This window comes from Psychroflexus tropicus DSM 15496 (assembly GCF_000378765.1).
GTDB classification, from domain to species: domain Bacteria; phylum Bacteroidota; class Bacteroidia; order Flavobacteriales; family Flavobacteriaceae; genus Psychroflexus; species Psychroflexus tropicus.
This window is the reverse complement of record NZ_KB905342.1, coordinates 629130-644372: the sequence shown is the minus strand read 5'-3', so window position 1 is coordinate 644372 and position 15243 is coordinate 629130. Positions and strand designations below refer to the sequence as shown.

Here is a 15243-nt window from a genome sequence, read left to right as displayed (position 1 = left end):
CCCTCCCCAAAGCATTGGGGATGGAGAGGGGTCGGGCTATCCGTTTCAAGCTATGTCAGTTCACTCCACAACCTAAAGCCTGGCAAGAGCTTCCTCTGGTCGCTTCACCAGGCCTAAGTTTGTAGAGGAGTTCACCTCATAGGCCTTCCACTGCTATCCCTAACGCAAAGCTTTTGGCTAACTTTAATTTTATAGATATCAAATAAACACAAAACTAATTTCAGCTCCACTATTAAAGCTGTTTAATCAATTCTTTTTGATGATTTTATATGATAGATTAAACGTGATTTTAAATACATTCGAGCTTAAAAAGTAATTTTTAAAACAAATAAACAGAATTGGATCTATCTATTTTAATATATTTGTTATAATAAGACATAATTAAACGATGGCTAACCTTATACCTACCGAAAAAATTATTGAGCGGCTTCGTTATGAAAATCCGTGGTGGATCACAAAAGCGATTCCAGAGACCTATAGCTCAATGTCAAAGAGGTTATACTTTGATTTATTTTATCCTTTTGTAATAGAAAGGAGTGTAAAAAGAGCATTGGTTCTAATGGGGCCGCGAAGAGTTGGAAAAACAGTTATGCTATTTCATTGCATAGGAAACTTAATAAAAGAAGGTACGAACCCTCATAAGTTATTTTTTATTGGAATTGATAACCCTATTTACGTCAATCTAAGCTTGGAAGATGTTTTAACTTTATGTAAAAAGTCTTTGAGTCTTGAAAATTTAAATGGATGTTATGTTTTTTTTGATGAAATACAATATTTGAAAGATTGGGAAAGACACTTAAAAGTATTAGTTGACAATTATCCTGAAACAAAATTTATTGTTTCAGGTTCAGCTGCAGCTGCTTTAAAATGGCATAGTACCGAAAGCGGAGCAGGTAGATTTACTGATTTCCTTCTACCTCCTTTAACTTTTCAAGAATATATTCATTTGAAAAAATTGGATCATTTGATATATGAAGATGTTATTCAATATGATGAAAAGAATGTAAAGTATTGCTTAACTCATGATATCAAAGTATTGAATAAAGAATTTATAAATTATTTAAATTTTGGAGGATACCCAGAAGTTGTTTTGAATGAAACAATGCAAAACGACATGGGTAGATACGTCAAAAATGATATTGTAGATAAAGTATTACTCAGGGACTTGCCAAGTCTCTACGGTATAAAAGACGTGCAGGAGTTAAATAGATTTTTTACATACATTGCATATAATACGGGAAATGAATTTTCTTATGAAACAATGTCTAGAGAAAGTGGTATCCAAAAAGATACTTTAAAAAAATATTTAGAATATTTAGAATCAGCTTTTCTTGTTAAAGTACTAAACAAGATTGGCATAAATGCAAAGCGATTAAAACGAGTTACAAGTTTCAAAGTTTACCTTACAAATCCATCACTTCGTACAGCTTTGTTTTCTCCAATAAGCGAGATAGATCAAGAAATGGGAAATATGGTGGAAACAGCTATTCTTTCTCAGTGGATGCACAGAGAGCAGCTTGATTTAACCTACGCTAGATGGAAATATGGAAGAAAAGAAGGTGAAGTAGATCTTGTTTTAGTAGATGACAAGAACTATAAGCCTGTCTGGGGAGTAGAAATAAAATGGAGTAATCGATATTTTGATAAGCCACAAGAATTAAAAAGTCTAATTCGTTTTTGTAATGAAAATGAATTAAAATCAGCCTTAGTCACTTCAGTCGATCAAATTGGAGCTAAAGGAATACAAGGATTAAAATTTACATTTGTTCCTGCTTCCATATATGCTTACAATATCGGAAACATCACTCTAAAAATGAAGGCTAACAGTTAATACACTAACTGATTTTAGTTAAACATCCTCACCCAAGACGCTACATCAAGATATACGTCGCATTAATCTGGATATCAAAATAGTTGTAAGTTAGAATAGGTAAAATCAAAAGAAACACCGTCGCAATACAAAAGGCCTTTGAGGTTTTTAAAACCTCAAAGGCCTTTTGTATTCAATTGAATTTAATTTTTAGTAAGCTGCTCTAATACTTCTAGCTAGGATTGTTCCAACCTCCTATAAATTGACCTATTGCATAACCTAAAAAATATAAGGTAGCTACAACTAAAATTACGATTCCTATTATTTTAAGCAGTTTTGTAGTTTTCATAGTATTTGGCGAACAAACCAGTGAAGTTTAGAAAACCTCACGGGTCTTATTAAAGCTTGAATCTAAAGCAATTTATTTATACTCCTTAACTGCCTCCACGAAAGCTTTTGCGTTTTCTACTGGAATATTGGGCAAGATGCCGTGGCCTAAGTTAACGATGTAGCGATCTTTACCAAATTCATCGATCATCTGGTGCACCATCTTTTTGATGTCTTTTGGAGGCGAAAAGAGTCGAGAAGGGTCAAAATTCCCTTGCAAGGTGATGTTTCCTCCAGATAGATATCTGGCGTTTCGAGCCGAACACGTCCAGTCTACCCCTAAAGCAGAAGCCCCGGATTTAGCCATCACATCCAACGCAAACCAGCATCCTTTTCCAAAGGCAATCACTGGAATATCTTCTTTTAAGGCATCGATGATCTGCTGAATGTAAGGCCAGGAAAATTCCTGATAGTCCACAGGAGAGAGCATGCCTCCCCAGGAATCGAAGACCTGAACAGCATCTACTCCTGCCTCCACCTTACCTTTAAGATAAGCGATGGTCGTATCAGTGATTTTTTGTAATAGCTCGTGAGCCATTTCAGGTTCTGTAAAGCAAAATTCTTTGGCTTTATCGAAGTTTTTGGAGCCTTGTCCTTGTACACAATAGCAAAAGATGGTCCATGGCGAACCTGCAAAACCAATGAGAGGCACCTCATTATTGAGTTCTTGTTTGGTCATTTTAATGGCATCGTAGACGTATCCCAACTCTTCGTATACGTTTGGTACAACGACTTGGTCCAGAGTTTTCCGATCGCGAATTGGTGTTGGTAACCAGGGTCCAACGCCAGGCTTCATCTCTACTTCTATGTTCATCGCCTGTGGAACCACCAAAATATCACTAAATAAAATGGCAGCATCTGTCCCAACTTGATGTATTGGCATGACAGTGATTTCAGTGGCGAGTTCTGGAGTTCGGCAACGGGTAAAGAAATCGTATTTAGCTTTTAATTTCATGAAGTCAGGCAGATATCTGCCGGCTTGTCTCATCATCCACACTGGTGGGCGTTCCACCGTTTCTCCACGTAAAGCCTTTAAAAATAAATCGTTTTTAATCATGTATTCTGAATTGAAAATTCAATTGTTTTTTAAAAGCGCAAAATTAGTGACTTACAATAATTTTGCAGCGTCTTTTGCAAAATAACTCGCAATCATGCTAGCTCCTGCTCTTTTGATAGCGGTTAACTGTTCCAACATCACGGCATCGTGATCTAACCAGCTTTTTTCTGAAGCTGCTTTGATCATGGCATACTCACCGCTCACCTGGTAAACTGCCACAGGAACCTCCACCTCATTCGACAGGTCTCTCACAATGTCCAGATAACATAAGCCTGGTTTTACCATCACGATATCAGCGCCTTCGTCAATATCTGCAAAGGTTTCTTTTAACGCCTCATTTCTATTTGCAGGATCCATTTGATAAGTTTTCTTATCTTTAGGAATATCTTTCACATCGACAGGTGCAGAGTCCAGAGCATCACGAAATGGTCCATAAAAGGCTGAGGCAAACTTAGCCGAGTAACTCATAATGCCAACATCGGTAAAGTGAGCATCTTCCAGCACACTGCGTATTTCCAAAATACGCCCATCCATCATATCGCTAGGGGCAACAAAATCTGCACCAGCCTGAGCATGGCTCAATGCCATCTGAGCCAAAAATGAGTTAGTTCTGTCGTTCACAATCTTTCCTTGATCCACGATACCGTCGTGTCCGTAAATTGAATAGGGATCCAAAGCCACATCGGTCATCACCAGCATTTCTGGCACTGCCTCTTTAACGGTTTTGATCGCTCTTTGCATCAATCCGTTGGGATTCACCGCTTCCTCCCCTCTGTTATCTTTCAGTTTTTCATCTACTTTGACGAACAGCAGGACTGACTTTAAACCCAGCTGCCAAAGCTCTTTTACTTCCTTTGCTAAAAGGTCCAGGCTAAATCTATAATAATTGGGCATAGAAGCGATTTCATCTTTAACGCCTTTGCCTTCTACGACAAAAAGCGGAACAATAAAATCATTAGGGCTTAAATGAGTTTCACGAATTAAAGCTCGTATAGATTCATTTTGCCTTAAACGGCGGTGTCTTTGTAAAGGAAACATATTACTTAAAATTTGCTTTTCGTTTGTTCAAAAAGGCCTGAGTGCCTTCTTTAAAATCATCGGTTCCAAAAGATTTTCCGAAATTCTCGATTTCCGTTTCAAATCCATTGACTCCGTCTTTATAATTATCGTTTACGGCTTCGATTGCTACTGAAATGGCTTGCATGGAGTTGTTTAATATTTTATTAGCTAATTTCTCTGCAAGCGGAATTAATTCTTCGAGGCTTGTGGTATGGTTTACAAGGCCGTAATCTTTTGCGGTTTCTGCATCTATCATTCCAGCGGTCATGATCATTTCCATTGCTCGTCCTTTTCCCACCAACTGTGGCAAGCGCTGTGTACCACCATAACCAGGGATAACCCCTAAAGAAGTTTCTGGAAGGCCTAGCCTAGCATTATCACTAGCTATTCTGAAATGTGCAGACATGGCCAGTTCTAATCCGCCACCAAGCGCAAATCCATTGACAGCTGCAATCACAGGTTTTGGAAAATTAGCGATGTAGTCGAAAACGGTTTCCTGACCTTGAGCAGCCAAATCCTTACCCTCTTCGACAGAGTAATCTGCAAATTCTGAAATATCTGCTCCGGCGACAAAGGCCTTTTCTCCGCTACCCGTTAAAATAATTACAGAAGCGTCTTCATTGTTCAGAAGCGTTTTGAATGCCTCGTGGAGTTCCTTAATCGTAGCTCTATTCAGAGCATTTAATTTTTTAGGCCTATCGATATAAACCGTAGCGATACGGTCTTGAATGTTGACTTTTAAGTTTTCAAATGTCATTAGAATTAGATTTTTGGGAGTTTTATGGTAAATATAGTGCCTTGATCAGGTTTTGAGGTGAGTTTTATATCTCCTTTATAAGTTTCAACAATATTTTTAACCATACCCAGACCCAACCCCATCCCACTGGTTTTGGTTGTAAATCTAGGTTCAAAAATTCGCTCCTGTGTTTCTTGTGGGATACCGCTTCCATTGTCTTCTACCGTAATAACAGCCAGGTCCTTTTCTGTGGAGATACTAACTGCTATGAAAGGTTGGTCTAAATGTTCAGTTGCCTGAATTGAATTTTTAACCAGATTGGTAATGATACGAATCAACTGACTTCTGTCGAATTTAATTAAAATAGTATCCTGCTCTGAATTGAATTGAATTTTATTATCGTTGAAGATGTCTGTCGCCAACCTGATGATTTCAACTGCATTTAAACTTTCATTTTGCTGGGCGGGCATTTTGGCAAAATCTGAAAATGCTCCTGCAATGGCACTGAGGTTATCGATCTGCTGAATGATCGTCTTAGAAAATTCTTTAACCCGTTCGTGAACTTCTGGATCGTTTGGATCGAATTTTCTTTCAAAACTCTGCATGCTCAGTCGCATAGGGGTGAGTGGGTTCTTAATCTCATGCGCAACTTGTCTAGCCATTTGCCTCCAGGCTTCTTCGCGTTCTGTTTTAGCTAGCTTTTGAGCGCTTTCTTCCAGCTCATCGATCATTTGGTTGTAAGCGACCACCAAAGGTTTGATCTCATAGCTTATTTCTTCATAGGAAATTTTTGGATTAGACTGGTCGAAGCGCGTCTTGGTGATCTTTTTGCTGATGGTTTGTAAGGATCTGGTGATATATTTGGAGAGGAAATAAGCTAAAACAATGGCTGAGATGAGCATGAATAGATACACCTGAGATAGGAGGATGAGGAAGTCATTTAATTCTCTATCTAAAAAGCCGTCATCCTCAATGTAGGGGAGATTTAAAATCCCGATGGGTTTGAAATAATTATCAAGTATATAAGTATAGGAGGATTGGTAATTTTGGCTTTCTAATTTAAAGTTCTCTATATATTTTTTTTGAGCAGAATTTTTTAATGCCTCTACTTTTTCCTCGTTCATTCGAGTCTGCACAGAATCCATATAAAACTTAGCTGAAGAAGATTTCAAAAGGTACCCATCTAAATCATAAATATTGATCTCTGTATTATGAATATCCTGGATTTCATAGATTTTCTCTTTAAAGATGAGAGGTAAATTCTCAGTATCTACTGGATAAGTAGTAGTTCTTAAGACGTAATTAATATTCGCTTTAATAGCGTTTTCCTTACGATTGAGTTTTTCACGATGTAGCTCTTTAGCTTCTTCCTTAAATTGATAGATGGTGACTCCAGCGATCAAAATAGAAGCTCCAACTACCAAAGCGATCATGGAGAAAAAAATACGAGTCCTTAAAGATCGTCTATAGCTAAACATCAGGCTGAAGGATTACGATTTCTAATTCTTTTATAAAGTTTGATACCAAGCATCAAAACCACACCAAGGCCAATTAGTCCCACTAACCCCCAAACCCAGCTGAGGGCACTTTTCACGATGACCAAAAACACAATCGCAAATAAGATAAGCGTCGCCCCTTCATTCCACAGACGCATTCCGTTGGAAGTCCAGCGGATATCATCGTTTTGAAATTGCTTAAAAATCAAATGATTTTTGATGTGATAAGCAAAAAGCAAAGCGACAAAAGTGAGCTTGACGTGCATCCAGCTTTGCTCCAGCCAGCCGGGAACTAAGATCAAAAGCCAGATGGCAAAACCAGTAGCAAGAACAGCAGAGGGCCAGGTGATGATGTACCATAGGCGCTTCGACATGAGTTTAAGTTGTTCACTCAAAATATCAGCATCGGGTTGTGGTTTTTCCCGGGCTTCGATATGGTAGATAAAAAGTCGAGGGATATAAAACAAACCCGCAAACCAGGTAATCACAAAAATGAGGTGAAGGGATTTGATATAATTGTATTCCACTCGTAGCAGTTATGTTTATAAATCAAAGATAATCATTACTGGAAGATTTATTAGTCCTATGCGACTTCTTAAAGAACATAGACTTTTTTTTTACTCATAAACTCAAAGACTAACCAACTCAAAGACTATTTGACTAAGTCGCTTCCACTTCAGCCTCATTCTTAATAATTAAATTCGATTTCACTTCGCGTCTAAGGAAATAACCAGTAATAATAGTAGACAAAAGATCGGCTAGAGGAAAGGATATCCACACTCCGAGCTCACCGTAATAATTCGGTAAAATTAAAATTAGAGGAATAAAGACAAAACCCTGTCTGGATAATGTGAGTAAAAGGGCTGGAATGGCTTTACCAATAGCTTGAAAGTAGGCACTCCCTATAAGCTGTAAAGCGATTATAGGAATGGCAGCAAACACCCAACGCATCGCTGAGGGCGTTTCTTGAATTACTTGCTCATTGTTGGTAAACACAGACACGATAGCTTCTGGAAAAATCATGATTAAAGCAAATACCAAAAAAGCCACAGCTGAAGCGTAGCCTATAGCTTTGTTGATGCTTTCTCTCACTCTTGAATACTGCTCTGCTCCATAATTGTATCCTGCGATGGGCAGAAATCCTTGAGTCACGCCTAGTACAGGAAATAAGGCAAACATAAGCATTCGGGCAATGATCGCATAAGAGGCTACTGAAGATTCACCTCCAAGTTCGAATAAAATGTTATTGAGCAGCAAATAGGTTACACTGACGACAGCTTGCCTGGATAGGGTTACAAATCCTAAAGCACCTATTTCTTTGAGAATACTGAAATCAAATCCAAAATCTGAAAATCGAATCTTAAGTTCTGAATGTTTAGAGAGGAAGAACCATAAAATATAACCCATACAAAGTATGTATGAGCCTGTAGTTGCCCAGGCAGCACCTAGCATGCCATAGTCCATCACATGGATAAACACGTAGTCCATAATTAGGTTTCCCACGGAAGGGATAATCATCGCTACCATTGCAAATTTAGGCTTGCCTTCGGCTCTGATGACGCTATTCCCCATCATCGCTAAAGCCAATATGGGCACACCATAAAGAACAACTCTGTAATATATTTTAGCAGGGTCAAAAATATCGCCTTTGCCCCCAAATGCGGGAATCAATTCATTGATGAAAGTTAAGCCAATAATGACCATGGTGACGGTCACCAGCAGGGTGATGGTAATTTGGTTACCAAAGGTTTTGAGTGCCTTTTTGTCATTATCTGCTCCTAAAGCTCTGGAGATAATAGAGGATCCTCCAATTCCTATCGCCATCCCTAAAGCTGCAATAAAGAAGGAAACAGGCAAAACTACATTGATCGCTGCGATCCCGATGGAGCCGATCCAGTTTCCTACAAAAATAGTGTCCACCAAAATATTGATGGACATCACTAAAATTCCTATAGACGCTGGTACCGCTTGTTTTATAAGCAGTGGCCCGATGGGTTTGTTTCCTAATTCTTCAGAGTTGACTTTAGCCATTTATGAGGTTTTTACCGCTTCTTCCTGATGCGCCCATTCATCTACCCAACGGCTTAGTGTTTTGATCCAGTCTTCCCTATCGTTAAGGCAGGGAATAAACATAAAATCATCTCCACCAGATTCTTCAAAAATTTCTCTGGCTTCCATATTGATTTCTTCCAGAGTTTCCAAACAGTCGGAAACAAAGGCTGGAGAGACTACTGCTAGTTTCTTGGTCCCTTCCAAACCTAATTTCTCAACGGTTCTATCGGTGTAGGGCTTCAACCATGGGTCAAATCCTAAGCGTGACTGAAACGAAGTACTGTAAGTACCTTCTTTCAACCCAAGTGTTTTGGCAACACCACGAGTCGTTTCAAAACACTGATGTCTATAGCAAAATTGATGCGCTTTGGAAGGCGTTTGACAACAGGAGCCGTCGACTTTACAATGGGAGTTGGTGATATCGCTTTTTCTGATGTGACGTTCTGGAACACCATGATAACTAAACAAAAGATGATCGTAATCGAATTCATCTAGCTTTTCTCCTATACTACGCGAAAGGACAGTCACGTAATCTGGGTGATTATAAAATGGCGGTACGGTAGTAAAAGACATGTTAGGAAAATGCTCTCTTCTCAATTCCTCTGCCAGCACCAGAATAGTTTCGGTAGTCGCCATGGCAAATTGAGGATATAAGGGCATCAACAACACTTCATCTACGCCTTGATCATGCAGCTCTTGTAGTCCAGATTTGATATCAGGCTGTCCGTAGCGCATGGCTAATGAAACTGGAACACTAGTTTTTTCGTCCACGCCAGTTCTAAGGCGTTTGGATAATACGATAAGCGGTGAGCCTTCATCCCACCAGATTTTAGAATAAGCCTCAGCTGATTTTTTAGGTCGTGTGTTTAAGACAATTCCTTTGACCAGTAAGGTTCTGAAAAATTTAGGAACGTCTATCACCCTTTCATCCATGAGGAATTCGCCCAAGTAGGTTTTTACATCTTTGGGATCGGTAGACTTTGGGGATCCCAAGTTGACCATTAATACTCCTTTCATAGTTTCGTTTTAATGCTTAGGTAAATAGATATTGGATCTGAACTTTTTAAAAAGATAGATTCAAATTAACTTCTTCAAAATTAAGCCGAATGATTTTAACAAAAGCTAATTTTGATAGAATCTTGTGATAGGTCTAAAGCTAAGGGTTATAAAAAAAGCAAGTAACGACAGAATCTTATTTTATGTCGTTTAAAAAGAGAAGAATTTCTGCCTCTCCTTCATAAGCCTTAATCAATTTACCATTACTATCATACAAAAAGGAAGTAGGAAAGGAAACGACGTTCATTAAGTCGGCAAATCTGAAACCCTCATCTCTAGTCACAAAAACATTTTCTAAATCAAAGATTTTAGAGGCATGCTTATCAAAGAAATTTAGGGTGAGCTCTTTCGTATTGGTAGAAACAGGATACACCTGAACATTAGCCTTTTCAACTTGAGTTGCTTTTAGATTTAGAAATTTAAAAGCATCTATGCAATGACCACAAGTTGGACTAAAGTAAATAAAATAAGAATAGTCATTCTCCTTAACTTCTTCTCGAGTGAATGCATCTTCCTCTAAGGTTATAAGATTGAAGTCTGGCAAGGTTTCAGGATACTCCTGAGCAAGATTGATCTGAAAACTCAAGAAAGTGATTAAGAGGAAGCAATATCTCATAAGTCTTTAAAATAATTTAGGTCACAAAGTTAATTCTAATTTTCAAGATCTCTTTAACTATCAATGAATATGATTCTGAATTTTGGTAAAGTTGAAGGAATAGTTGAAGTAGAAATATACTTATGTTTGTACATATGCCTAAGCCAGCTGATATATCCTTATTCACCAATTGGTTTGCCTCCAAGGGCTGGACTCCTTTTAAATTCCAGACTGAAACCTGGCAAGCTTTTGCAGAAGGTAAACACGGTTTGCTAAATGCTCCCACCGGCAGTGGTAAAACCTACGCGCTTTGGGTTCCTATTTTTTTGGAAATTTTAAAACTCAAATCAGGGCAAAAACGCAAGTCTTCAAGCTTAAAGGCAGTCTGGATCACGCCGCTAAGAGCGCTTTCTATTGAAATCCAACAGGCTGCAGAGCAATTGATTTTGGATCTGGACCTGGATATGAGCATCGGTATTCGAACGGGGGATACTCCACAAAAAGAAAGAGCCAAACAAAAGAGGAAAATGCCCGACCTCTTGGTGACTACTCCAGAGAGTCTTCAGCTTTTGTTAGCCTCTAAAGACTATCCTAAAACCTTTAGAGATTGCCAGGCGATTGTGGTAGATGAATGGCATGAACTCTTGGGCACCAAACGTGGTGTACAAATGGAATTGGCGCTCTCTCGCTTTAAAACCATTAATTCTAAACTTCGCATCTGGGGAATTTCGGCCACCATCGGAAATCTGGATCAGGCCCGTGAGGTACTCCTGGGTGTAAATCCTGAACTTCTCGAAAATTCCAAGCTCGTAAAAGCAGATCTCGAAAAGGCTATTCGTGTTCAAAGCATCATTCCAGACACCATGGATAAATTCCCCTGGCGTGGTCATTTGGGATTGCATTTATTAGAAGAGGTAATCCCTATCCTCAAAGCTTCCAAAACAACCCTTCTCTTTACCAATACCCGCTCTCAGTGTGAAATCTGGTTTCAAAAAATTCTGGAAAAGCATCCAGAATTTGCCGGGGAACTGGCAATGCACCACGGGAGTATTAATAAAGAAACTCGGCTTTGGGTAGAGAGCGCCATCCGAAACGAAAGTTTAAAAGCGGTGGTTTGCACTTCGAGTTTGGACCTGGGAGTTGATTTTGCGCCTGTAGAAACCATTATTCAAATTGGTGGACCCAAGGGCGTAGCGAGATTTTTACAGCGCGCTGGAAGAAGCGGTCACCAGCCAGGTAAAGCCAGCGTGATCTATTTTTTACCTACCCATGCTATTGAATTGATTGAAGCTTCGGCTCTACAAAAGGCGGTAGAAAGTAAAGCAGTAGAAGATCGTTTGCCGTATTTGAATAGTTTTGATGTGTTAGTTCAATACTTGACTACTCTTGCGGTTTCCGATGGCTTTTACCCTTCTGATATTTTACCAGAAATCCAATCCACCTTTTGCTTCCAGACCCTCACGGAGGAACAGTGGAACTGGGCTTTGAATTTTATTACCAAAGGCGGAGAAGCTTTGCAGACTTACGATGAATACAGAAAAGTAGACATTGAGGAAGACGGCTTGCTTAAAGTGAACCGAAAAGGAATTGCGATGCGTCATCGACTGCAAATCGGAACTATTGTAAGCGATGCTGTTTTGACCGTTAAATATATGACTGGAGGTTTTATCGGCTCCATCGAAGAATGGTTTATTTCCAAATTGAAGCCAGGGGATGTGTTTACGTTTGCAGGCAGAAACTTGGAATTGGTCCGGGTAAAGCAGATGCAGGTCCTGGTGAGAAAATCTAAATCTAAAACCTCTAAAGTACCGAGCTGGATGGGCGGAAGATTAACATTGACTTCTCAAATGAGTGAGCTTCTTCGGGAGGAATTATACAACCAGGATGCTGACAATAAAAGCCCTGAACTCGTGGCTCTGGAACCCATCTTCGAACGTCAAAAATTAGAGTCTATTGTTCCCAGACCTCATCAATTTTTGATTGAAACCTTTAAAACCCGTGATGGTTATCATCATATTTTCTATCCTTTTGAGGGTAGGTTTGTTCACGAAGCAATGGGGAGCTTGCTGGCTTATCGAATAAGTTTACTATCGCCTATTTCATTTTCTTTGGCCTTTAATGATTATGGCTTTGAACTACTATCGGACCAACCGGTAGACATGCAATCTGTACTGGATAACAACCTGTTTTCTGCGGAATATTTACTGGATGATTTATCTAAAAGTTTAAATGCCACCGAAATGGCAAGACGAAAATTTAGAGATATTGCAGTAATTGCTGGTTTGGTTTTTACAGGTTATCCTAATAAACTGATCAAAAACAAACACCTGCAATCGAGTTCTCAATTGATTTTTGATGTCTTTAAAGACTTTGATCCAGATAATCCATTGTATCAGCAAGCTTTTACCGAAACTTTTGAGCATTCTCTGGAACAAGGACGTTTGCAAAATGCTATGGAACGGATTGCTACTCAAGAGATCGTCTGGAAGTCATGCCATAAACCTACTCCCTTTTCCTTTCCCATCATTACAGACCGGTTACGTGAAAAATTATCTTCAGAAAAATTGAGTGATCGCATTCAGAAAATGATCAAGAAGCTGCAGAAGTAGTCGAGTCGTGAGTAAAAATTAAATTATCTAAAATTAACTCGTAAATTTGGAATGAGAAATTAGTTAATGAGTTGGTGAGTTGGTGAGTTGGTGAGTTGGTGAGTTGGTGAGTTGGTGAGTTGATAGTAAATTTGAAATATCAGATTAGAAATGTAAAATCTAAAATATTCCCCACGCCGACTTCAGTTAAAACTTTACACCCAAGGCGCCGGATAAGATGTACGAGAACACTTAAGTTGACTATCTCAAAATGCACAAAGCTAACAATAGCAAATTCAATAGAAATTATACAATGACTACGCCCTCGGCTTTTAACTCTTGTTTCTGTTGCTCAAATTTTTCCTGATCCAAAGCTTTGGTCGCTTGGTCAATAAGCCTCACCTTGAAGCCTTCGTTTAAGGCATCTTTGATGGTAAAATAGACACAAATATCTCCTGCTAAACCGCAAATGTCGATGCTTTTACATTCTTTATCCTTTAGGTAACCCGCTAAGCCAGTTGATTTCTTATGGTGGTTATCGTAGAAGGCACTGTAGCTATCGATTTTAGCATCTGTTCCCTTTCTAAAAATGGCTTCTATACAATTGGTGTTCATTTGGGGATGAAATTCTGCACCTTTGGTTCCCTGAACACAGTGATCTGGCCATAAGGTCTGCTCATAACCATCGATGGTTAGATTTTGAAATGCTTTTTGATCCTCATGATTGGATGCAAAACTCATGTGGTGTTGCGGATGCCAATCTTGAGTGGCCAGCACCAAATCGTACTGTGGCTGAATCAAATTGATATGAGACACAATGTCGTCTCCATGTTTTACCTCCAGGCTACCCCCTGGCATGAAATCGTTTTGAGCGTCTACAATGAGTAAGGTTTTCATGGCATTAATTTTTATAATGGTTCCTAAGCAATTCGCGTTCTTCCAGTAATCGGTCTGAAATCCCAATTTTATAAATGTGGGGATTTTCAAAACGAAGAAACTCTTCTGTCAATTCTGAAAGTCGCTTTTCAGAATAATTTCTAATCTCTATCAGTGATTTTGTTGGCTGAAGGCGTTTACCGTTTTCCATCACCTTAGACAACAAAGGTTCTGCTGAACAATTGACGAATTGCAATGATTTAGACCTATCGAAAGGATGATTCATCTGATCGATTTCGGTTTCTTCTCTTAAGGTGATCGCATCGGCACCTATTAATTCTCCCTTATCATTTCTAATTCTGTAAACTTGTTTTTTGTGTGGCAGAGTCAGCTTAGCTAGATTTTCTGAAAGTTTGATTCTGGGCTTGTCGTTGGCAAAGGCCAACTTATACACTCCATCCAAAGCTGCATCTGGCTTTCCAATCACTAAATTGGTTCCTACTCCAAAAACATCTATGGGTCCATTTTGGTCTTTTAAACTTCGGATGACGTACTCGTCCAACTGATTGGACACTGCAATCTTTACATGATTCAATCCAGCCTCATCCAGGGTTTTTCTGCATTTCTTGGCGAGATAAGATAGATCGCCACTATCCAGCCGTATACCTTTGAGAGCTTCGCCTCTAGCCTTCATTTCTTTACCTACCTTAATGGCGTTGGGTAAACCGCTTTTAAGCGTATCGTAAGTATCAATTAGGAGAATGGTATTCTTTGGATGACTTTTAGCAAAGTCTCTGAAAGCGGTGAGTTCATCATCATAGCTTTGGATAAAAGAATGGGCCATGGTTCCTGAAATTGGAATCTCAAAATCTTTACCGGCAACGACATTACTCGTCGCTTCAAAACCTCCAATAAAGGCTGCTCTGCTGGCATGATAAGCTCCAGAACCCTGAGCTCTTCGCATTCCAAAGTCGATAAGTTGTTGATCTCCAGAAGATTTTTTTATTCGACTCGCCTTTGTGGCGATTAGGGTTTGAAAGTTGAGTGTATTCAGTAAGATGGTCTCGACCAGCTGAGCCTCTATCATATTGGCCTCCAACTGAAGCACTGGTCTGGTTGGGAACACAAGATCCCCTTCCTGTGCGCTGTAGATTGTTCCTTGAAATTTGAACTCCTTGAGATAATTTATAAACTCAGGGTCTAAACCGTAGTCACTCAAAAAATCCAGATCATCTTGGGAAAATCTAAATTCTTCAAGAATTTCCAAAAGGGTTTCTAAGCCTGCGAATACAGCATAGCCACCTTGATAAGGAAGTTTTCTAAAAAAGTAATCGAATACCGCTTCATGCTTATGTTTCCCTTGCTGAAAATAAACTTGTGCCATGTTGATCTGATACAGATCGGTATAGGTGGCAGTAAAGTGATGCATCTTAGCTATTGTGTTTCTTCAAAATTAAGGATTACAAAACGAGTTGAACTGCTTTGGTTTATAAATTAATGCTAAAGCACTGGATATATTAATTGAAAAAAC

Annotated in this window: 12 protein-coding genes; 2 read left to right on the top strand and 10 right to left on the bottom strand. The window is 39.1% G+C overall.

Going from position 1 to position 15243, the window contains the following annotated elements:
* Positions 1-388 precede the first annotated feature (388 nt).
* On the top strand, positions 389-1831 hold the full coding sequence (locus tag F598_RS0102885) for an ATP-binding protein (protein WP_019037519.1): 1443 nt from the start codon (positions 389-391) through the stop codon (positions 1829-1831).
* 400 nt (positions 1832-2231) lie between these two features.
* Here F598_RS0102885 and hemE read toward each other — a convergent pair whose 3' ends face one another.
* The 8 genes from hemE to F598_RS0102840 form a co-directional block, all read right to left on the bottom strand.
* Entirely contained in the window at positions 2232-3254 is a 1023-nt protein-coding gene (gene hemE, locus F598_RS0102875; protein ID WP_019037517.1) for a uroporphyrinogen decarboxylase, read from the bottom strand.
* A 51-nt stretch (positions 3255-3305) separates the two neighbouring features.
* Positions 3306-4292, bottom strand: a complete 987-nt coding sequence (gene hemB, locus F598_RS0102870) for a porphobilinogen synthase (protein ID WP_019037516.1) — start codon at positions 4290-4292, stop codon at positions 3306-3308.
* 1 nt (position 4293) lies between these two features.
* Positions 4294-5070: an enoyl-CoA hydratase/isomerase family protein gene (locus F598_RS0102865; protein ID WP_019037515.1), complete on the bottom strand. Its 777-nt coding sequence runs from the start codon at positions 5068-5070 to the stop codon at positions 4294-4296.
* Positions 5071-5075: 5 nt separating this feature from the next.
* On the bottom strand, positions 5076-6527 hold the full coding sequence (locus F598_RS14725) for a sensor histidine kinase (protein ID WP_157594933.1): 1452 nt from the start codon (positions 6525-6527) through the stop codon (positions 5076-5078).
* On the bottom strand, positions 6527-7072 hold the full coding sequence (locus F598_RS0102855; RefSeq protein WP_019037513.1) for a CopD family protein: 546 nt from the start codon (positions 7070-7072) through the stop codon (positions 6527-6529). The genes F598_RS14725 and F598_RS0102855 overlap by 1 nt, the downstream gene beginning before the upstream one ends.
* Before the next feature lie 133 nt (positions 7073-7205).
* Complete coding sequence (locus tag F598_RS0102850; RefSeq protein ID WP_019037512.1) at positions 7206-8576, bottom strand: MATE family efflux transporter; 1371 nt, start codon at positions 8574-8576, stop codon at positions 7206-7208.
* Positions 8577-9614 carry a ferrochelatase gene (hemH, locus tag F598_RS0102845; RefSeq protein WP_019037511.1) on the bottom strand — a complete coding sequence of 346 codons (1038 nt, stop codon included), beginning with the start codon at positions 9612-9614 and terminating at the stop codon, positions 8577-8579. It abuts the gene before it with no gap.
* 175 nt (positions 9615-9789) lie between these two features.
* Entirely contained in the window at positions 9790-10269 is a 480-nt protein-coding gene (locus tag F598_RS0102840) for a TlpA family protein disulfide reductase (protein WP_019037510.1), read from the bottom strand.
* Between the two features lie 134 nt (positions 10270-10403).
* On the opposite strand from F598_RS0102840, the gene F598_RS0102835 reads away from it, so the two are divergent.
* Positions 10404-12857, top strand: coding sequence for a ligase-associated DNA damage response DEXH box helicase (locus F598_RS0102835; protein ID WP_019037509.1), 2454 nt, complete (start codon positions 10404-10406; stop codon positions 12855-12857).
* A 285-nt stretch (positions 12858-13142) separates the two neighbouring features.
* Here the strand turns inward: F598_RS0102835 and pncA are convergent, their stop codons facing one another.
* Entirely contained in the window at positions 13143-13733 is a 591-nt protein-coding gene (pncA, locus tag F598_RS0102830) for a bifunctional nicotinamidase/pyrazinamidase (protein WP_026302480.1), read from the bottom strand.
* 4 nt (positions 13734-13737) lie between these two features.
* Complete coding sequence (locus F598_RS0102825) at positions 13738-15141, bottom strand: nicotinate phosphoribosyltransferase (protein ID WP_019037507.1); 1404 nt, start codon at positions 15139-15141, stop codon at positions 13738-13740.
* Between the last annotated feature and the right edge of the window lie 102 nt (positions 15142-15243).

Bases quoted from the DNA above. Each gene is read 5' to 3' on its own strand.
- F598_RS0102835 (WP_019037509.1), top strand. From the start codon at position 10,404: ATGCCTAAGCCAGCTGATATATCCTTATTCACCAATTGGTTTGCCTCC.
- pncA (WP_026302480.1), bottom strand. From the start codon at position 13,733: ATGAAAACCTTACTCATTGTAGACGCTCAAAACGATTTCATGCCAGGG.
- F598_RS0102850 (WP_019037512.1), bottom strand. From the start codon at position 8,576: ATGGCTAAAGTCAACTCTGAAGAATTAGGAAACAAACCCATCGGGCCA.
- hemE (WP_019037517.1), bottom strand. From the start codon at position 3,254: ATGATTAAAAACGATTTATTTTTAAAGGCTTTACGTGGAGAAACGGTG.
- F598_RS0102885 (WP_019037519.1), top strand. From the start codon at position 389: ATGGCTAACCTTATACCTACCGAAAAAATTATTGAGCGGCTTCGTTAT.
- F598_RS14725 (WP_157594933.1), bottom strand. From the start codon at position 6,527: ATGTTTAGCTATAGACGATCTTTAAGGACTCGTATTTTTTTCTCCATG.
- hemH (WP_019037511.1), bottom strand. From the start codon at position 9,614: ATGAAAGGAGTATTAATGGTCAACTTGGGATCCCCAAAGTCTACCGAT.
- hemB (WP_019037516.1), bottom strand. From the start codon at position 4,292: ATGTTTCCTTTACAAAGACACCGCCGTTTAAGGCAAAATGAATCTATA.
- F598_RS0102840 (WP_019037510.1), bottom strand. From the start codon at position 10,269: ATGAGATATTGCTTCCTCTTAATCACTTTCTTGAGTTTTCAGATCAAT.
- F598_RS0102865 (WP_019037515.1), bottom strand. From the start codon at position 5,070: ATGACATTTGAAAACTTAAAAGTCAACATTCAAGACCGTATCGCTACG.
- F598_RS0102825 (WP_019037507.1), bottom strand. From the start codon at position 15,141: ATGCATCACTTTACTGCCACCTATACCGATCTGTATCAGATCAACATG.